This window comes from Candidatus Krumholzibacteriia bacterium (assembly GCA_029865265.1).
Lineage (GTDB): Bacteria > Krumholzibacteriota > Krumholzibacteriia > WVZY01 > JAKEHA01 > JAKEHA01.
The window spans coordinates 23,063-42,147 of record JAOUHG010000031.1; the positions used below are offsets into that span (position 1 = coordinate 23,063).

Genomic DNA, 19,085 nt, shown 5'->3' on the forward strand with positions numbered 1-19,085 from the left:
GCGATTCCGGCCGTGACCCTCAATTGCATGGTGCGGGTGCTCCGTTGTCGATCCAGCGGCGGATGATGAGTTTCTCCTGGCTGGTGAGCCGCGGCCACGCGCCCGGAGGCATGAGGTTGGCCTCCGCCTGCTCGAGAATGCTGGAGCGCTGCGAAACGATCTCCGCGCAGGTTTCCAGGCTCACGTCGTCTTCGGCGATGATGAGGCGTGTATCGCCGCCGTCGCTTTCGCCGCCCCCCTTATGGCAGGGCGTACAGGCGCGCTGCACGATGGCGTTTACCTGGTCGAAGGTGGGATCGGACGGCGCGGCGGCGGGATCCACCTGGGCGAGGGGAAGGTCACCCGAGCCCTGGCAGGATGCAAGCAACAGTAGCAGCGGCAGCCAGTGCATCCCTGGAGGTTTCTTCATGAATCACCAGTCGAGTACGAGTGCAAAGATGAGCGGCGCAACGATGGTGGCGTCGGATTCGACGATGAACTTCGGCGTGTCCTCGTGCAGCTTGCCCCACGTGATCTTCTCGTTGGGAACCGCACCGGAGTAGGAGCCATAGCTGGTGGTCGAATCGCTGATCTGGCAGAAGTAGCCCCATACCGGCACTTCTTTGCGCAGATCCTGGTGGATCATGGGCACCACGCAGATCGGAAAGTCCCCTGCAATGCCCCCGCCGATCTGGAAGAACCCGATGGACGACTTCGCGGCCGTCGCCTGGTACCAGGCGGCCAAATCGACCATGTACTCGATGCCCGAACGCATGGTGGTCGCCCGGGTGTCGCCGCGAATCACCGCGGCTGCGAACATGTTGCCCAGGGTGGAATCCTCCCAGCCCGGAACCACCATGGGAATGTTCTTCTCCGCGGCGGCAACAAGCCACGAGTCTTTGGGATCGATCTGGTAGTGCTGCTTCAACGCGCCCGATCGCAACACGCGCATCATGAACTCGTGCGGGAAGTATCGTTCGCCGCTCTTGTCGGCGCGTTTCCACTCGTCGAGCATGACGTGCTCGAGACGGCGCATGGCCTCTTCCTCGGGGATGCACGTGTCGGTGACGCGGTTGAGGTGACGATCCAGCAGTTCCCGCTCCTGTTGCGGGGTCAGATCGCGGTAGTTCGGAATGCGCTCGTAGAAATCGTGCGCGATCAGGTTGTAGACATCCTCTTCCAGGTTCGCCCCGGTGCAGGATATCGTGTGCACCTTGTCGGCGCGAATCATCTCCGCCAGGGAGAGACCCAGCTCCGCGGTGCTCATGGCGCCCGCGAGCGTCACCATCATCTTGCCCCCGCCGTCGATGTGCTTCTTGTACGCGTCCGCGGCGTCGATCAATGTCGCGGCGTTGAAGTGGCGGTAATGGTGACGAAGAAAGCTGGAGATTCCCGACTTGGGTAGTGCGGCCAACCCGGCCGTCCTGACTTCGGTGTCAGATTTCATGGCGCGAATGGTAGCACGCGCCGACCGGCTTGCCAACCCCCGGGGCACCTATTTGCCCATCTCGAAGCGGTAGAGGATATCGCTGCTGGCATAGCGCCCGCTCTCCGCCTGGAGTGTCCAGCTGTCCGTGAGTGAATAGCGCACACGGAAGGTGTTTGTCTCTTCGAAGAAACCGGCGGCGTAGCTCACGTATAGCTTTGGCGACAGGTACTTCCCCGCCACGAAAGACGCCTCCTTCATGGTGTCGCCAGTCTCGAGGTACGCGTCGTCCAGCATGATCTGCTTGCCGATGTCGCCCGCCAGCTGGTTGCCCTGCGACATGCCCAGGATCAGCGCCGCGTTGGCCATGGCGGCCTGGTCGCTCGTGGAGCCCGAGCTCAGCGGGCGTCCGAACATGAGGTACGACAACACTTCCGATTCTGACATGGGCGGATTGGAAAACACCGAGAATTGGGGCTTGCGCAGCGTGCCCGAGAGTTGCACGCCCACCATTTCGTTGGAACCCGCCATCACGTTCTGCGTGGTAAGTCCACGCACGGCGCGTACGTCGAGACCTGGGTTGTCGATGGATCCGCCACCGAAGATCAGGCGGCCGCGATCGATGGTGAGATCATTGCCGTATGCGCGGTACTTGCCGTTCTTGATCTGGATCTCGCCGGTACCGCGCGTGGGCTGGCCGACTTCGTCCTCCACCGAGAGACTTCCGGCCAGGCGGGCACGCAGGCCGAACCCGTCGAAGGTGACGCTGTCGCCGAGCGCGACCCGCAGCTTCGTCTTGACGCGCATCGGCGTGCGCGTCGCCAGCGTGTCCTGCACGAAGACCACGTCCGACGAAACCGTAACCGCATTCGAGGGAACCTCGGCCACTTCGATGCGCGCAAACGGGACATTGACGTCGCCGGTCAGGTCGAGGTCGCTGTCGGACAGATGGGCCTCGAGGTTGGGAGAAACGAACACCTCCGCGTCCGGCTGATTGAGCAACTGGAAGCGCTCCCCCTTCAGCAGGAACCTGGCATTGAAGCGCGCCCCGTCTGCGCGCGCGGAAGACGCCGTCAGGGTTACCCGCCCACCACCCGAGGTGACGCCGCCATCCACCGCGAGCGCCCCGGCACCGTCCGAGGTCAGTTTCAGTGCCACGTCACGCAGCCGCAGTCCGGAAGTGAGGTCGAAACGCGCGCGCGAAAGATCCACGGTTCCGGCCAGTCTGAAATCGCCCGCGGTGCCCCGCGTCGACACGTGCGCGTTGAGTTCGCCCGCGGCGGCGGTGGTGAGATCGGGTGCAAGCACCACGAGCAGCGGGGCAATGTCGGAGCATTCCAGGTTCAGCGAGCCGTCGATGGGCTGCGTGCCCAGCGAGTCGCGCCCCAACACGAACCCGGGAATTGCCACGTCGCCGTCCACGGTGGCAATGCTCTCGCTATCGCGGGTGATCGCCAGATCCACGGCCGCGGTGACGCCGGTGTCATCGACCTGCGCGGTGACGCGGCCGTCGTATTCCACCCACTTCCCGGAAAGCGTCACGCGCCCGGGTCCCGGCTCGAGAACGGCGCGCGCGGTGACCCGGCCGGCGGGGTCGATGCGCACACGTGCGCTGCCGCCCAGGGTTCCGGTGATACGCGTGCCGGCCGGAAAGTGGTGCGAAAAGTTGCCGAGCGGGAATTCATCGAGATTCGCCCACACGGTGGCGGTGTCGTCACGCGCCCACGCGCCGCGGGCGGTGAGACGCGCCCCGTTTGACACCAGAACCAGCGTGTCCAGGGCCGCACTGGAGGATGCGGCCCGCAGCCGCGCCGGCGCGCGGGTGCGCCATGTGCCCGCCATGTGGTGGTGCACCCGCAAGCGCTCAATACTCCCCGTCCACACCGAGTCGGCCCAGGCGCCGCGCAGCGTGATCGCACCGCTGAGGTCGCCGCGCGCAACCGCCACCGTGGCCACGTGGCCGTCGCGCGGGCCGCCGGCGTCCACGCGCACGCTGTCGAGCGGCGTTCCCCCGGTGGACGCGCCCAGCGCCAGCACGCGCACCTGCGCGGGGCGGCTGAACTCCGGGTCGAAATCAACGTCACCCTCCAGCCGGTCGACCGAGTAGTTCCGCACGCGCAGGCTGTCGGCGGCAAAGTTGGCGACCACGGCGAGCCGGCGCAGGTGCCCGGTCGCGGTGCCATCCAGCGTGACCGAGCCGGAGAGGTCCTCGCGCAGCAGCGACAGATCGGGGGCATTCAATTCCGCCGTCAGATCGATTGAGTCTCCGTAGTGCCCGTGGGCGGCGAGGTGCGTCTCGCCCCAGTCGACGCGCAGGTTCGAGAAGTCCGCCTCGCCGTTCTTCACGTCCGCCGTGCCGCTGCCGCTGAGCGCGCGCTCGCGGAAGGTTCCCGACAGCGACTCGATCGCGACATGGGCGCGCAGATCGGAGGGGGTGCGCCTCCCCGAAGCATTCATCTGCAGGGTCAGCGGACCGCGAACATTCCAGTGTGCCGGCGCCAGCGTCCCGGTCTCGAAGTCCTCGGCCGCCAGCACGACGTCCCAGTCGATCCCATCTTTCCACGACGCGCGGCCGCGCACGTCCAGTGTCCCCCCGGCAAGGGCGATGTCGGCGCGGCGCACAGCGGCCGCGTAGGGCACGTAGCCGTCCGCATCCAGTTGCGCGTCGAGGACCGCCTCCACGTCGGGGATATTGCGGCCCGCGGCACTCACCCCGCTGCCGGACGCGGTTACCTTCAGTTCAATGCTCGACGGGGTTCCGCTGAGGCGACCCTTGACCCGCGCGGAACCACGCGCGCGCGGCAGTATCTCGGCCAGCGACGGAACGGTGGCATCCAGTGTAACGTCGGCTATCTCCCCCATGCTGCCGGAGAGCGTGGCGCGCGCGCTTCCCCAACTGACACGGGCGTCGGAGGCCTCGATACGCGACCCCTGCAGGGCCACCCTGCCACTCGCGGACAGCGGGCGTTCGCGCAGCACGCCGTCGAGTGATGCCAGATCGACATCGATCCATGTCGAGTCGCCGAGCAACGCGCCGGTGCCACGCGCGCGAAACGAAATGGCGCCCAGCCATTCTTCCGGTGCCGGCGCGATCTCGCCCACGCGAACACTGTCTCCCTCCACGCGTGCGTTCCACGAAACACCCGGCGTCCAGCGCACGAATCCGGAGCCGCGCACGACGCCACCGAGCGCCCGCACGTGGAGGGAATCGAGCGTCGCGCCCAGCGTATTCCCCGAGGCGCGTGCAAACACGCGCGCGTCGTGCACCGGCCCCGCGTCGCCGGCCGCAACGACGTCCGCGCGGTAACCGTCGGGACCACCGCTTCCGGCAAGCGCAACCTCGCGCAGTTCAACGCCACCCGGCACGGTCACCGACGAACGGCGCACGCTCAGACGGTCGGCGGCAAATGACCACGGCGTGGCAGTGATGTCGTTGTTGCGTTGTTCCGCCGTCACGGCACCGCCCGCATCGGACGCCACCGCTACCGTCTCCTCCTCGTGAACCACCACCCGTGCGCCGGCCACCTCCAGCACACTCAGCGACACGCGCCGGCTGCGCAGCGCCTGCGGGCGCCAGGCAACATGGACGGTGTCGATCCACGCCTCCACCGGCCCCACGCGCAGCGTGACACCGTAGAGTCCGAAGCGCGACGCGAGCGACCCGTCGAACGACTCCGCGCGCGCCGGAAGTCCTCGTCCGTTTGCAACACCGAGCGCCAGGCGGCCCCCGGGGGTGGTGAAGAGAACGAACAACACCAGGGTCACCACCAGCGCCGTGAGTACCGCTGCACACACCAGGGCGATGCCGAGTATTCGTCGCGATCGCGCCATCTTATAGATCCGGTCCCATGGTGAAATGGATGCGCCAGTCGTTGTGATGCACCGGGAAGCCCACGTCCAGGCGGATGGGTCCCACCGGGGAGCGCCAGCGCACGCCACCACCCACACCCTGTTCGTATACACCCGAGCCGACTTCGCTGAACGCGTTGCCGCCGTCGTAGAACGCCGCCACCGCGAACTTCCCCGGCAGGGCGCGCTCGATTTCCACCGACATCACCAGCAGCAACGGGCCCCCGACGACGCGGCCGTCGGCGTCCTTCGGGCCAAGCGAAAGGTATTCGTATCCACGCACGGTGTTGTCACCACCGGTGAAGAAACGGATGGTGGGCGGAAGGTCACGAAACATGGACGAATCCACCCATCCGGTATCGACTCGCCCGATCAGGCGAAACCTGCCACCCAGACCACGCAGGCCCTTGGCCGACAGCGTCGGCGCCAGGAAGCTCTGCGTGGAGAGCAACCCCCGGTGCGACCCGCGCAGAGCGAGGTCCACCCGGATACCGCGCTGGGGGTAGATGTCGTCGTCCGCGCGTTTCCATCGATAGGTGATGCCGGCGATGACCAGGTTGGTGGTGCCGGTGTCCGAGCCAACCTCGTAGTCCTCGCGCTCGTAGGCGAGGGTGATCGATTCCAGCCAGCCGGAGCGTTTCTGTGAACGCGTGGGACCCACCGCGATGCGGTCCGTCGTGTAGGGCGTGGGATCGAGGCGGGCGATGGTGGCGCCAAGGGTGTATGCGTGTGTCTTCGGATACAGGCTCGGCATGAAGTACTCCGCACTCGCTGACAGCTCCACCTCGGACACGTTGATGCGCCCGTTGAAGCGGTGTCCCGAACGGTTCAGCCGGCGCAGCTCGGCGCCGAGAAGAAGGCGCGGCCCCGTGTCGGTTCCATACCCCACCCCGATCTCGAAACGCTTCGGCTTGCGCGGGGTGAGTTTCACCTGGATGGGCACCTGGTTCCCGGCGACGAGATCGCGGCGCGGAACCGCTTCCACGCGAGCAAAGTAGGGTGCGCCACCGAGTGCCGACTGGAAGGCGAGCAGGCGGTCGTAGCTGAAGGGGTCGCCGCGTTCGAAAGTTACGAATGTGCGCAGCACCCGCTCGTCGACCCCGGAGGAGTCGAACATGACGGGGCCGAAGGTGTAGCGTGGCCCGGTGTCGAAGGCAATGTTGATGTCGGCGACATTTTCGTCGACGTCGATGAGGATGGTGCTGGCGCTGAATGTCGCGTCCAGGTAGCCGCTGTCCGCGGCGGCCACCGCGAACGTGTTCTTGCGTCGCGCGTAGAGGCGCTGGTCCAGTACGTCTCCGGTCTTGAGCGGGTACTCCGAAGCGAGTTTCGGTAACGGGGGCCGGGTGCTACCCTCGCCGACAACGGTCACCGATACATTGCGCACGCGCACCGGCTCGCCGAGATCCACCGTGTAGAGCGCCCGGTAGTGGTTTCGGCTGCGCAAGACAAGGGTATCGTTCACCGCGGCGCGGTAGTAGCCAAAAGGCGCCACCGCCTGCGCGATCTCGGCCGGCGCACGCCTGTGCATGCGCTCTATGGCGCCCTCGCTCAGGTCCTTCTTTCCCCTGACCTGCGCGACGGATAGCGCCGCCTCGATATTCTTCACGATGTCCTTATCGGCGACTCCCTCGATGCGATAGTCCACGCGCGCGGCATGCGCCGTTGCCGCACCAAGCAGTGTCGCCAGCGCGACCGCCAGCCAGCCGCAACGTCCGCGCAACGGTTACTCCGCGCGCCGCGTCATACCGCCTGGCCGGCGAGCCACTGCGTGGCCTGCGTGTGACTGCGGAAGACGCGCACCTCGAACGGCATCGCGTGCGCGCTCATTTCAAATAGCGTGGACAGGCCGAAATCGGGGCTGCCGGATACCAGAATCGCCACCCGGTAGCCCTTCCCGCGATCCGACTGGCGCTCGCGGATCATCCGCAGCAGGTCCGGGATCTGCTGGGCATAGAGCCCGATGGACGCGTTGCGGATGTCCCACATGGCGTTGATGCCGGGACGGAAGGACGGATGGCCGATCATGGCTTCGAAGGCCTGTTCGACTTCTGCGAGCAGCAGCGTTCCGCTGCACTCGAAGGTAACGAGCGAGTTCTCGGGGTTGACATGGGTGGTGACGGGCATCGCTGTTCCTTCCCAGCCGGGGAAGGCACAATCGTAGCCCATGGGCGCGGGGTTTGTCACCTCTCACCCGCCCGCCCCGCGGTCGCCGGCCTGGGCCCGTCCGGGGGCGCCTATTTCACGCGGCCCAGCTTGAACGCAAACCGCCCCGGGCCGGTGAAGAACAGCGCAATGTACACCGTCAACAGCTCCAGCGCGTGCGAGGCCCCGGACCAGCCGGATGCGGGGTTGTCCGCGGGAAGATTGAGGTGCCGCAGCACGGCGACAAACATCGTGCATCCCAGCAGCAGCGCCGCCATCCGGAACAGGGGTCCCAGAATGAGAAGAAGGGAGCAGACGGATTCGGAGAAGGCGGCCATGAACCCCCAGAATACCGGGGCAAATGAGATCCCCAGTACGGAAATGCTCCCACCGACGGCTTCCCACTTCTCCGGTCCGCCCATGATCTTGTCGTAGCCGTGGAAGAGGAACATGGAGGCTCCGATGCCCACCCGGAGCAGGAGCAACCCGAAATCCATGGAAACGGGAGCGGCCGACGTCATCTTTCCGAACATCTGAGACCTCCACTGGAAAGGGATCGAACCCGGGGCGTGCAAGATCCGCGCCCCGCGGGAGGGAGGCTACCGCGAGAGCCAATCTTTGTACAACTCCGGTCTGCGGTCGCGCAGAAAGAGCGTACGGGCGTGGGATTGCGCGATCTCAGCGAGGTCGATGTCGCAGGAGAGGATTTCGTCGCGGCCGCTCGCGGCGCGCGCGATCACGCGCCCGGCGGGATCGCACACGAACGACTCGCCGGCGAAGTCCAGCCGCGGCTCCTTGCCGACGCGGTTCACCAGCGCGGTGAAGTAGCCGTTCTGGAACGCCGCCACGCGCATCTCCGCCTCGTACAGCCCCTCGGGCCACTCCCCCACCGCGCCCGCCTGCGGCACGAACACCACATCCGCGTCCTGCAGCGCGAGGGCACGCATGTACTCGGGATAGTGCCGGTCGTAGCAGATGGCGACACCGATGCGTCCGTGCTTCGTGTTGTATACCGGCGCGCCGGTGTCGCCGGGGGTGTAGTAGTCCTGCTCGTGGAAGCAGGCGTAGTCGGTAATGTGGATCATGCGCGTTACGCCCAGGAGGGTCCCGTCGGCGTCGATCACGGGCGAGGCGTCGTACGCGTGTTCACCCGCTCGCTCGTAGAGATTGAGCACGATCACCACCCCCAGGCGCCGCGCGAGTTCCGCAAAGCGTTCCACGGTCGGCCCCGGAACCGGCTCGGCCAGGCCCAGGACGTCGCCGCCCCGCGCGGGATGCTGGGGATGGAAGGGCTCGAAGGCCAGTTCGGCAAAACCGATGATGCGCGCGCCGTCTGTGGCCGCCCGCTCCACGGACGCGAGGCCACGACGGACGTTGTCCGCGCGGTCGGCGGTGGCGTGTTGCTGGATGAGGGCGATGCGCAGCGGCTGCGACATTGGCGGCTAGGAGGTGGCGGCGGCTTCCGGTGTGAATTCGCGAATGATCTCGTAGAGCGTGGTGCGTTGCACGGGGGTGAAGCCCGCGTCGCGGATGAGCGCGGTGATTTCGTCCACCGTGGTGCGGTTGAAGAAGCCGGCCTCCTGCATCACGTTTTCGTCGAAAATGGTGCCGCCGAAGTCGTCGCCGCCGAACTGCAGCGCCACCACGCCGGTCTTCTTGCCTTCCGAGAACCACGACGCCTGCACGTGCTGGAAGTTGTCCAGGTAGATGCGCGACAACGCAATGATGCGCAGGTAACGGTTGGGCCCTGATTCCGTCTTCACCTTGCGCGCCAGCGGGTTCTGGTCGCGCTTGTAGCTCCACGGCACGAACGCGGTGAAGCCCCTGGTCTCGTCCTGCAGCGCCCGCACCACGTCGAGGTGCTCGATGACGTCCTCGTCGGTTTCCACGTGGCCGTACATCATTGTGGCGGTGGAGCGCAGTCCTCCCCGGTGAGCCGCGCGGTGCACGTCCACCCAGTCCTTTGTGGTGGCCTTGGGCCAGAGTTTGGAGATGTGCGGCTTCACGCGGTCCGCCAGAATTTCCGCACCACCACCGGGAATCGAGCGCAGTCCCGCTGCGTACAGACGCGCGATCACGTCATCCAGCGAAAGACCAGACACCTCCACCATCTTCATCACCTCGGGCGCCGAATAGAAGTGCGGGTGAATGTCGGGGAACCGGTGTCGCGTCTCGCGGACCAGGTCGGTGTAGTAGTCGAACGGAATGGCGTTGTTGAGCCCACCCTGCAGGAGCACGGTGGTGCAACCCATCTCGCGCGCCCGCGCAAACTGCTCCATCATCTGCTCAATGGTATAGGTGTACTCACCCTGCTGCCCGGGAGTGCGGTAGAACGCGCAAAACGTACAGAAGGCGTCGCAGACGTTGGTGTAGTTGAGGTTGGTGTCCACCACGAAGGACACGCGCCGCGCGGGATTGTGGCGCCAGCGCCAGGTCATCGCCAGCGGCGCCAGTTCGAGCAGGGGCGCGTCGCGCAGGAGATACAGCCCCTCTTCGCGCGTAATTCGCTGTCCCGCAGTGACTTTTGCCTGAATGGCACGCAGCATGCCGGTATCTTACCATACCGCCCGGGCGGTCAAAAGGGCTTGCGACCCCCTCCCACATTTCGCATCATGGAGGGGTTCCTCGCATGTCCACACCTCCTTTCCCGACGGGAGGCCACCGCCTTGCAGCGGGCATTCCTCAGATCCCTCGTTCCTGGCTTCGCCGCCGCCATCGCGGTCGCCAGCATCGACTCCGTGACCGGGTTCATCGCCACGGGCTCGCGCTTCGACTCCATTTCCTACTCCGCCGCCGCCGCGGGTCTGGTGGCGGCCGCGACGCTCCTGGTCTACCTGGCGGTTCGCTGGCTCCTCGTGGCGCCGATTGCGCGCCGGGCACCCGAGCAGGCGGCATCCGTCGCGACGGCAACCGGCGTGGGTGTCTTCCTGATCACTCTGGAAATTCCCCTGCCGGGATCCCCGGTGTCCACCCTGTTTGAGATGATTCTCCGCGTCGGCGTCGCCGGCGCGGTGGGTGCCGGCGCCATCGCGCTCGACCTGGCGGGCTCCCGCGCGGCGAGTTACCCGGTGTCGCGCGGCGTGGGGCGCGCCGCACCGCTGGTGCTGCCGCCCGCACTCGTGGTTGCGTGGATCGGACTCGTCGGGTTGGGGGATGTGACGTCGGCGAGATTCTACCTGTTGTTCGCGGCGTTGCTGATCGTCGCGGCTTTATTCGTGCACGTAGCAATGTCGTTGAGTCAGCGGCGCTGGCAAGCCGCGGTGTGCGCGATCTTCGGGGCGTATCTCGCGGCCGGCGCCGTGGGCGCCCTGATGGTCGCCGGCGGGCCGCAGCTGTCGGCGCCACGCGCACAAACGGCGCCGCACAAGGTTCGCCGCGTGATCCTGCTCACGGTGGACACGCTGCGCCGTGACGCCGTATCGGCCTTCGGGTCCACCACCGTGAATACCCCGGGTATCGACCGGCTCGCGGGCGACGGTGTGGTATTCCATGATGCGATGGCGGCATCGTCGTGGACGTTGCCATCGTTTGCGTCGATGTTCACCGGTCTCACCGCGCGCGATCACGGTGTGGTGAGGTTCAACGCGGTTCTCGCCGACACGGTGGTCACGCTGGCGGAGCGATTCCAGGACGCCGGGTACGAGACCCAGGCCCTGGTCGCCAACATGATCCTGGCGCCACACCGCGGGTTCGCGCAGGGGTTTGACAACTACCAGCTCACGGTGGATCCGTTCGCGCCGGTGTGCATCGGCGACTACCTGGCGTCACGGCTGCAGGACGAGCCGCTCCGGTCCGAGACCGCGACGGGCGACCTGACGGATTCGGCCATCGCGTTCATGAAGTCGCACCGCGACGAGGACTTCTTTCTGTGGGTTCACTACCTCGATCCGCATCTTCGCTACTCGCCCCCGGTGGAGTTCGTCGAGCGCATGAACGTGCACGACGAAATGGGCTTCGTCCTGGAGAACACCGCGTCCAAGCGCCCTTCGGTGGATCTGGTCGGCGACCCCGCGCACCGCGTGTGGGTGCGCTCGCTGTACGATGCCGAAGCCCGCTATGTCGACACGGAGATCGGACGTCTGCTGGACTGGACGCGCGAGAGCGGGCTGTACGACGAGACCCTCATCGTTTTCGGCGTCGACCATGGCGAGGAGTTCTGGGAGCACGACGGTTTCGAGCACGGGCACACCCTGTACAACGAACTGCTGGGGGTCCCGCTGATCATCAAGACGCCCGGCAATGCGGCCCGGGGCGAAGTCGACAACACGGTGGCCGTCTACGATGTGGCGCCCACCGTGCTCGAGCTGTGCGAGCTTCCCGCCCTCGACGCCCCCACCGCGGTCTCCCTGGTGCCCTATCTCGCGGGTGGGCGCGCGGACGGCCGCAGCCGTCCCATCTTTGCGAGCGGAACGCTGTGGAGTTCAAACTTCGAGTCGGTGACCTTCGAAGGATGGAAGTTCATCCGCTCCACCACCACCGGGCGGGAACAGCTCTTCAACCTGGTGGACGACCCATCGGAGCTTCACAACGTCGTGCTCGACCAGCCCGCCGTGGCCGCGCGCGCGCGCGCGCTGCTCGACACACACGCGCAAAACGCGGTGGCCTTCCGGCAATCGCGCGGCATCAGCAACCAGAGTTTTCAACTGGATGACGAGGACATCGAAATGCTGCGCACGCTGGGCTACATGTAGCGGCGCAGCATCTCTCCGCGAGGTTCATCGCGGAGACGAATCCGACAAGGCGCCATTCGCTCATGCGCAGGGCGATCACCACCAGGAACCCCGCCAGTGTGGCCATGGGCACCAGCGCGGCCCACTTTCCGAACAGGATCAGGATGAGCAGCAGAACCGTGGCGTGGACCATGCCCGCGATGGGCGTGCGCCCGCCGCTCTTGACGTTGGTGGCGGTGCGCGCGATGGCGCCCGTGCACGGAATCCCGCCAAAGACCGGCGCGGCAATATTCGCGACTCCCTGCGCGATCAGTTCCGTGTTGGAGCGATGACGGCGTCCGGTCATGCCGTCCGCCACCACCGCGGAAAGCAGCGACTCGATGCCCGCCAGCAACGCAATCGAGACGGCGGCCGGAAACACGCTGCGTATGAGTTCGAAGTCCACATCGGGCAGCCGCGGCAGGGGGATCCGGTTGGGAACCTCGCCGAAGCGCGCGCCAATGGTCTCGACCGGCAGGTGCAGCAGGTGCACGGCCGCAGTCGTGGCCAGGATTGCCACAATGGGGCTCGGCACGCGCGCGGTGACCCGGGGCCACTACAGGACGATGGCAATGGTGGCAACCGCCACCGCGACCGTCTGCATACTCGAGGTGCCAGCCGCGGCGGCGTATGCGCCCCACTTGTGGACGAAGTCGGCGGGCACCGCATTCATCTGCAGGCCGAAGAAATCCCGCAGTTGCGATGAGAAGATGATGAGGGCGATGCCGCTGGTGAACCCGACCGTCACCGGGTAGGGAATGAACTTAATTACGGTGCCGAGGCGCGCGAGTCCCATCGCAATCAGCAGCACCCCGGCGATGAGGGTGGCGGCGGCGAGTCCGTCGTAACCGTACCGCGCCACGACGCCGTATACGATGACAACGAAGGCGCCGGCCGGCCCGCCGATCTGCACGCGGCTTCCGCTGAGTGCTGAGATGATGAACCCGCCGACGATCGCCGTGAACACGCCCTGCCCCGGCTTCACCCCCGAGGCAACCGCGAACGCCAGCGCCAGCGGCAGCGCAAGAATGCCGACCACGAACCCGGCGCCGAGGTCGTGCGCGAACAGTTTGCGCGTGTACCCTTCGCGCAGGACGGTGACGAGCTTGGGCTCGAAGTTGGATTCTGACATGGACATCGGGCGGCGCCGCGGGGCAGCCTACGCGTTCCTCACGAGGCTTCGCCGAACGGATCGTCGGCGTCGGGTGGCTCCCACAGCTCGATCTTGCGGCCTTCGGGATCGATGATCCAGCCGAACTTGCCGTAGGGATGCTCCTCCACCTTGTCGATGACGTGCACCCCCGCCCGGCGCAGGGCCTTGAGGAGCCCGTCCAGGTCGGCTACGCGGAAGTTGAACATGTAGGGTTCTTCGCTGGGCTCGAAGTATTCCGTAGCGCGCTCGAAAGGGCTGAATACGGTACAGCCGATGCGGCTGCTCTTGCGTTTCTCGCGCCAGGTGAACGTCCAGCCGCCAGACGAATCGGTCTCGATACCAAGGTGCTTGCGGTACCAGTCCATGAGGTCTTTGGGGTTGTCGCTCTTGAAAAAGATGCCCCCGATGCCGGTGACGCGGGTGAGCGGTGTTACCGGCGCGCGCCGGGCCGCGCGCTTCCTGCCCGCCGTCCTCCTGGCCGTCGCCTTCTTCCGGGAAGCCGCCATCAGGACCGTGAGGAAGCGGTGTTGTTTTCACGGGCAGCCGCATCGAGCTTCTGGAACCTTTCGATCGCCTGCTGCTCCGCCGCGGTCATGCGAAAACGGAACCCCTGCAGATACTCGCGCATTTCCTCGATGCTCATGTTGAGATCCGCCACCCGCGGAGCCACGACGCGCTCAAAATGCGCCCATCCTTCCGCGATGGACGCATCCAGCATGGAGACGAGCCGTGCCTTATCGGCGTCCGGCAGGTCCGCGCGTACCAGCCAGCGCGCAAAAACGAACGGCAGCCCCGTCCACTTGTGCCATACCTCGCCGAGATCGGCGACGTGCGGGTAGTCCTTCACGCCGCGCCGGTGGATCAGCGCCTCGTCACCGATCAGGAGGAACGCGTCGTTGTTGGGCCAGTCCACGTGGGCGAAGCGGGCGGGGCGAACACGCCACGCGTTGGTCAGGAGGGTCTTGAGCAGGCGCACCGACGTGGAGGTCTGGTTGGTAACGCCGATGGTGGCGCCGTCCAGGCGCTCGAAGGGGCGCTTGGAGAAGAACAGGATGCTGCGCGCACGGTCGATGCTGGAGATGCAGAAATCGCCCAGAGGTAAGAAGCGATCCTCGACCTCCCACGCAGTCACGAGCGGCACCGGGCCGGCATCCACCTCGTCCTCAGCTACCGCGCTGGAAAGTGCGCGCGGCACCAGTGGCTCCAGCCGCACGCCGGGCTCGTTCTCGAGGCCGTGGAAGAACAGAATGCTGTTGAGATATGGGATCTTCCCGATGCGTATCATGGTTGTCTCGCGCTCCTGTTTGCGCGCAAATCAGTTGAGCAACTTCTCCAACGCTTTCTTCGCCGCATCCTCGCCCTGCTGCATGGCGCTCGCCTTGAGGCTGTTGCCGACAGCACCCATCACCGCACCCAGGAACGCGCGCGACACCGTCTTGCCGATGCCGTCGGGGGTGTCCCCACTGGGGCCACCCACCTCGGTGAGGCGCAGCGGCGGCAGCGTCGTCTCCATGCTGCCCTTGCCCAGCGCGGTGGCATCGGCCGCCACGTGACCTTCTTCGAACGAGAAGCGGTCTATGCGAAAGCGCTTTTCGTAACCTGCGTCCTGCTTGCCGGCCGGTCTGTTTGCCGACGACGCCTGGTGACGATCCGCCGCGTCCTTGATGACGGCGATGTTCGACCTTCCGCGCTCATCCAGAACCACCCTGACGTCGGGTGCGGAGATCTTGATTTCGTCGATGACGATGGGATCCTTGGTGAGCGAGGCCACGTTGATGTCCAGCGTGATCTCGCCCAGCGTGAACGCGTCGCCTTCATACCCGTCGGGGTTCTTGACGCGCACGTTTCGAATGGTTCCCCGCCCGCTCTTGAGCGAGATGTCCACCGACCCCACGCTCACATCGGTGCCGAGGATGGCCGAACCGTTCTTCTCGATCGCGCTCTTCACGATCGGATCGATGTTATTATAGAGAAACACGCCGATCCCGATGATACCCAGCAGCAGGAGTACAGCAGCGACGATGACAAACCGTTTCATGGCTCACACCTTCATCGCTTGAGGTTCTTCGCCAGCGGCCGCCCCGCGCGGGGCGACTCGCGGCTGCGTTGCACGGGCCGGTAGGTGTCCTCCACCACGGCCGCGATATCCGCTTCCCCGTACTCGTTGATCTCGTTGTACAGCGCGTCCCGTTCCACCGGTGTCTTTCCGGCATCGCGAATGAGACGAATCAATGCCTTGCGCGTCAGGCCGGCCGGGCTGCGCGCGTCCGCGGCGTGGGCAATACGCTCTTTGGCAATGGTCCCGTCGATGTCGTCCGCTCCGAAGTTGAGTGCGATACCCGCTGTGTCTTCCTGCAGCATGATCCAGTACGCCTTCACGTGCGGAAAGTTGTCCAGCATGAGGCGCGACACCGCCACCGTCTTGAGGTCGTCCAGCGCGGAGGCGTGCCGGGGAACCAGCTTCTCCTCGCTGATCTGGTATTCGAGCGGAATGAAGGCCAGGAAACCGCCGCTCCGGTCCTGTTGTTCCCGCAGGAGCCGCAGGTGTTCCACGCGCTCCTGGTAGGTTTCGATGTGTCCGTACAGCATGGTGGCGTTGGAGGGAATGCCGCGTGCGTGCGCCATGCCGTGGATTTCGAGCCAGCGTTCCGCCTGCGCCTTGCCGGTGTAGCGCAGCTCTTTCGCCACGCGCTTCGAGAAGATCTCCGCCCCGCCGCCAGGCATGGCATTCAAGCCGGCCGCGATGAGGCGGTCGAGGACCTCCTCCGCGGTGAGTTTCCAGCGCCTGGCGAAGAAATCGATTTCCGCCGCGGTGAACGCCTTGATCTGTACGTGCGGGTGCGCCTCGCGGATGGCACGGATGTATCCCTCGTGGTACTCGAAGGGCCAGTCGGGGTGGTGGCCGCCCACGATGTGCACCTCGGTCATCTCCGGCGTGATGTGCCCCACGATCTCGTCGTGCGTCATCTCCCACGCTCCCACCGCGTTGCGGTTCTGCACGTAGTCGCAGAACTTGCAGTTCAACACACAGACGTTGGTGGGGTTGATGTGGGTATTAATGACGAAGTAGACCCGCTCGCCGTTTTTCGCGCGCGCAACGTGGTCCGCCATGCGGCCCACCGCGGTCAGATCGGGGCTCTCGAACAGGGTGAGTCCGTCGGCCGGGGACAATCGCTCGCCCGCCCGCACCTTCTCCCAGACGGGGATGAGCGCGCGGTCGGAAAAGGTGATACCGGATACGGTTTCAAACATGTTCATGGTGCGGTGCTTACGGCAGCAGTATACGGACTGGCGGGCCGGTTCTCAAGTGTAGTACCCTGCGCTTTTTCCGGAGGCCCGCCGTGCAGATTCGCGGTCTCGTCCACCTCCTCATCGTCTATATCGTCTGGGGCAGCACCTACCTGGGCATCCGCATAGCGGTTCGCGAAGGCGCCGGCTTTCCTCCCTTCGTCATGGCCGGCAGCCGCATCCTGGTGGCCGGCTCCATCCTGCTCCTGTGGGGCGCGCTGGCCCGCCAGAAGCTGCGTCCCACGCGGGGCGACGTGGCGGTGTTCGCGTCGTCCGGTCTGCTCCTGTGGCTGGGCGGAAACGGCCTGGTGACCTGGGCGGAGCAGCGCGCTGAATCGGGCTACGCCGCGCTGCTGGTGGGCTCGGCACCGCTGTGGACCACCATGGTCGAGTCGTTCATCGACCGTCGGCCGCCCACCCTGCGCCTGCTGGGCGCGTTGCTGATTGGACTGGCGGGATTGGCCGTTCTCAACTACCCGGTGCTGCGCCACGGTTCCCGGGCCGACGTCCTCTCGGCACTTGCGCTGCTGGCCGCGGTGATGAGCTGGGGTGTTGGTTCCATCTACCAGAAACGCCGCCCGGTGACGCTGTCGGGAGAGGCCAACGCCGCGTATCAATTGCTCTTCGGGAGCGTGGCGCTGCTCCTCGTGTCCATGCTCGCTGGTGAACCACGGCCCACGCCGACACCATCGGCGCTCGCGGCGTGGGGATACCTGATCATCTTCGGTTCGGTGGTCGCCTTTACGTCGTTCGTCAAGGCGCTCAAACTGCTGCCGGTAAGCGTCGTCATGACGTACGCATACGTGAACCCGGTGATCGCCGTCCTGCTGGGTTGGATGATCCTGGGCGAACAAATCACACTGTGGACCTTCGCCGGTTCCGTGCTGGTGATTCTGGGTGTGATGGGTGTATTCCACGAGATGCGACGCGCGCGCAACGCCCGCCGGCGCGCGGCCACCGCGGCGGGCTGATGCCGGTGACCGGCGAAACCGCGCAACCCGGGCCACGAACGCTGCTCGTCATTGCGCCGTGGGCGCGTCGCGACGAGAACGCCGCCGAGATGGCGGCCCACGCCCACTTTGTCCGCGGCTTCACCACCCATGGCTGGCGAGTGCTCGACGTGTCACCCCGGGACCCCGAGTATGGCTTCCATGACGTGTACGCGGCGACACAACGATGGCCCGCGTGGCTGCGGCGCCTGGTGTGGCCGGTGGCGTTCACAATGCTGGCAACGGTGCGCGCGTTGCAGCTTGCGCGCCACACGAAACCGGACGCGGTGCTCGGACAGACCCACTTTTCCAGCCTCGCCGCATTCCTGGTGAGCATGGTCTGCGGCGTTCCATCGGCCATGAAGCTGCCCGGCGTGGGAGGCCTGGGCCGGCCGGCCGAATCGCACGCGCAACACCTGCGCCGCAACCCGGGAATGATGGCGGCACTCAGGATTCCGCACGACCTGTGGCTCGTGATCGATGACGGTACGCGTGGCGACGTTGCCCTGAGAAACCACGGCGTGCCTTCGGAGAAGATTCGCGTGCTCCCCATCGGCGTCGATCCCGCGTGGGCGTCGCAGGCCGGTGATGGTGCCTCATTCAGAAGCGCGTTCAACCTGGCCGTGGACGCGCGCGTGCTGCTGTGGTTCGCACACCCGGCCGGCGCGGATAACGACGTACTGCATGCGTTCGCGCTGGCCCGCGCGCGCGCCGTCCTTCCGCTGGCGCTGGTGATGGTGGGGGTTGAGCCGGGCGTGCTGTTGCAAAGCCCCGAAGTGCAGGACGGCGTCCACACCACGGGTATCTTCGACCATGACCGGGTGCCGGATGCGATGGCGGCTTCGTACCTGCTGCTCGCAACCAGCCGGAGCAGCAACAAGTCGGCGGCGGTGTGCGAAGCCATGTTGTGCGGGGTGCCGGTGGTGGCATTCGACGCGGGTGGAACCAGCGACGTGGTGCGCGACGGTGAAACCGGCCGCCTGGTTCCGGATGGCGACGTCGAGACGCTGGCGGAAGCAATTGTCGCGCTCGTCGAAAGCGAATCGGCGCGGGATTCCCTGGCGGCAGGGGCGCGTGCGTTCGCGCGCGAACGCTTTACGGGCTGGGAACGGCGCGTGGAGATGGAGCGGGAGCTGCTGGAACGGTTGATCGCGCGGCAGCGCGGCTAGAGCCTGCGTTCGTCCGGCTCGTTGGCGCGCGCGTGTGCTCCGCGGCGCATGTGCTCGACCCGGTTCTCGATCCATTCGAGGACGTTCAGCACCAGGAACGTCACCACCGAAAGTGCGATTGCGGCGGTGTACTGCCCGAACCCGATGGCCGCACCGATGCCCGCCAGCACCCAGATCACCGACGCGGTGGTGAGCCCCACCACGTGCCCGCCGCGGGTGAGGATCACACCCGCACCGAGGAAACCCACCCCGGTCACCATCTGGCCCAGCACACGCGTCGCGTCCACACGCTCGGTGGTGAGGTCGGCACCGAGACGGATGAACACGTGCGTACCCAGGCAGATGAGAACGGCGGTGCGGACGTCGAGCGGCTTGCCG

The 19,085-nt window shown here is 66.1% G+C and carries 16 protein-coding genes and 1 pseudogene; 3 read left to right on the forward strand and 14 right to left on the reverse strand.

The genetic code is table 11. The features are described from left to right. Positions 1-19: 19 nt before the first annotated feature. The 8 genes from OEX18_12310 to mqnC form a co-directional block, all read right to left on the reverse strand. Positions 20-409: a hypothetical protein gene (locus OEX18_12310; protein ID MDH4338047.1), complete on the reverse strand. Its 390-nt coding sequence runs from the start codon at positions 407-409 to the stop codon at positions 20-22. A 3-nt stretch (positions 410-412) separates the two neighbouring features. Further along, the gene (locus OEX18_12315; GenBank protein ID MDH4338048.1) at positions 413-1,426 is read right to left on the reverse strand and encodes a deoxyhypusine synthase family protein; all 1,014 of its coding nucleotides are present in this window, start codon (positions 1,424-1,426) and stop codon (positions 413-415) included. A 48-nt stretch (positions 1,427-1,474) separates the two neighbouring features. After that, positions 1,475-5,236: a translocation/assembly module TamB domain-containing protein gene (locus tag OEX18_12320; protein ID MDH4338049.1), complete on the reverse strand. Its 3,762-nt coding sequence runs from the start codon at positions 5,234-5,236 to the stop codon at positions 1,475-1,477. Position 5,237: 1 nt separating this feature from the next. Then, positions 5,238-6,977 carry an autotransporter assembly complex protein TamA gene (locus tag OEX18_12325; GenBank protein MDH4338050.1) on the reverse strand — a complete coding sequence of 580 codons (1,740 nt, stop codon included), beginning with the start codon at positions 6,975-6,977 and terminating at the stop codon, positions 5,238-5,240. A gap of 20 nt (positions 6,978-6,997) precedes the next feature. Next, positions 6,998-7,381 carry a hypothetical protein gene (locus OEX18_12330; GenBank protein ID MDH4338051.1) on the reverse strand — a complete coding sequence of 128 codons (384 nt, stop codon included), beginning with the start codon at positions 7,379-7,381 and terminating at the stop codon, positions 6,998-7,000. 110 nt (positions 7,382-7,491) lie between these two features. Beyond that, the gene (locus OEX18_12335; protein MDH4338052.1) at positions 7,492-7,932 is read right to left on the reverse strand and encodes a DoxX family protein; all 441 of its coding nucleotides are present in this window, start codon (positions 7,930-7,932) and stop codon (positions 7,492-7,494) included. 66 nt (positions 7,933-7,998) lie between these two features. Further along, the gene (locus OEX18_12340) at positions 7,999-8,835 is read right to left on the reverse strand and encodes a carbon-nitrogen hydrolase family protein (protein ID MDH4338053.1); all 837 of its coding nucleotides are present in this window, start codon (positions 8,833-8,835) and stop codon (positions 7,999-8,001) included. Positions 8,836-8,841: 6 nt separating this feature from the next. Next, positions 8,842-9,945: a dehypoxanthine futalosine cyclase gene (gene mqnC / locus OEX18_12345; GenBank protein MDH4338054.1), complete on the reverse strand. Its 1,104-nt coding sequence runs from the start codon at positions 9,943-9,945 to the stop codon at positions 8,842-8,844. A 120-nt stretch (positions 9,946-10,065) separates the two neighbouring features. Here mqnC and OEX18_12350 point away from each other — a divergent pair, with 120 nt between their 5' ends. Next, on the forward strand, positions 10,066-12,090 hold the full coding sequence (locus OEX18_12350; protein MDH4338055.1) for a sulfatase: 2,025 nt from the start codon (positions 10,066-10,068) through the stop codon (positions 12,088-12,090). Here the strand turns inward: OEX18_12350 and OEX18_12355 are convergent. From OEX18_12355 to mqnE, 5 genes and pseudogenes are all read right to left on the reverse strand, one after another. Then, positions 12,023-13,240 (reverse strand): annotated as a pseudogene (locus OEX18_12355) (SulP family inorganic anion transporter). The gene OEX18_12350 and the pseudogene OEX18_12355 overlap by 68 nt on opposite strands. 38 nt (positions 13,241-13,278) lie before the next feature. Continuing rightward, positions 13,279-13,767: a VOC family protein gene (locus OEX18_12360; GenBank protein MDH4338056.1), complete on the reverse strand. Its 489-nt coding sequence runs from the start codon at positions 13,765-13,767 to the stop codon at positions 13,279-13,281. Continuing rightward, positions 13,767-14,546 carry a menaquinone biosynthesis protein gene (locus OEX18_12365; GenBank protein ID MDH4338057.1) on the reverse strand — a complete coding sequence of 260 codons (780 nt, stop codon included), beginning with the start codon at positions 14,544-14,546 and terminating at the stop codon, positions 13,767-13,769. Before OEX18_12365 ends, OEX18_12360 begins: the two co-directional genes overlap by 1 nt. 30 nt (positions 14,547-14,576) lie before the next feature. Then, positions 14,577-15,299 carry an AsmA family protein gene (locus OEX18_12370; protein MDH4338058.1) on the reverse strand — a complete coding sequence of 241 codons (723 nt, stop codon included), beginning with the start codon at positions 15,297-15,299 and terminating at the stop codon, positions 14,577-14,579. Positions 15,300-15,310: 11 nt separating this feature from the next. Further along, positions 15,311-16,513 carry an aminofutalosine synthase MqnE gene (mqnE, locus tag OEX18_12375; GenBank protein ID MDH4338059.1) on the reverse strand — a complete coding sequence of 401 codons (1,203 nt, stop codon included), beginning with the start codon at positions 16,511-16,513 and terminating at the stop codon, positions 15,311-15,313. Positions 16,514-16,602: 89 nt separating this feature from the next. Here mqnE and OEX18_12380 point away from each other — a divergent pair, with 89 nt between their 5' ends. Both OEX18_12380 and OEX18_12385 read left to right on the forward strand, forming a co-directional pair. Next, positions 16,603-17,520, forward strand: coding sequence for an EamA family transporter (locus OEX18_12380; protein MDH4338060.1), 918 nt, complete (start codon positions 16,603-16,605; stop codon positions 17,518-17,520). Positions 17,521-17,525: 5 nt separating this feature from the next. After that, a complete protein-coding gene (locus OEX18_12385) occupies positions 17,526-18,707 on the forward strand; it encodes a glycosyltransferase family 4 protein (protein ID MDH4338061.1) in 1,182 nt (393 codons plus the stop codon). Here OEX18_12385 and OEX18_12390 read toward each other — a convergent pair. Continuing rightward, on the reverse strand, positions 18,704-19,085 hold a 382-nt coding region (locus tag OEX18_12390; protein MDH4338062.1), incomplete at its 5' end, for an MgtC/SapB family protein. The genes OEX18_12385 and OEX18_12390 overlap by 4 nt on opposite strands.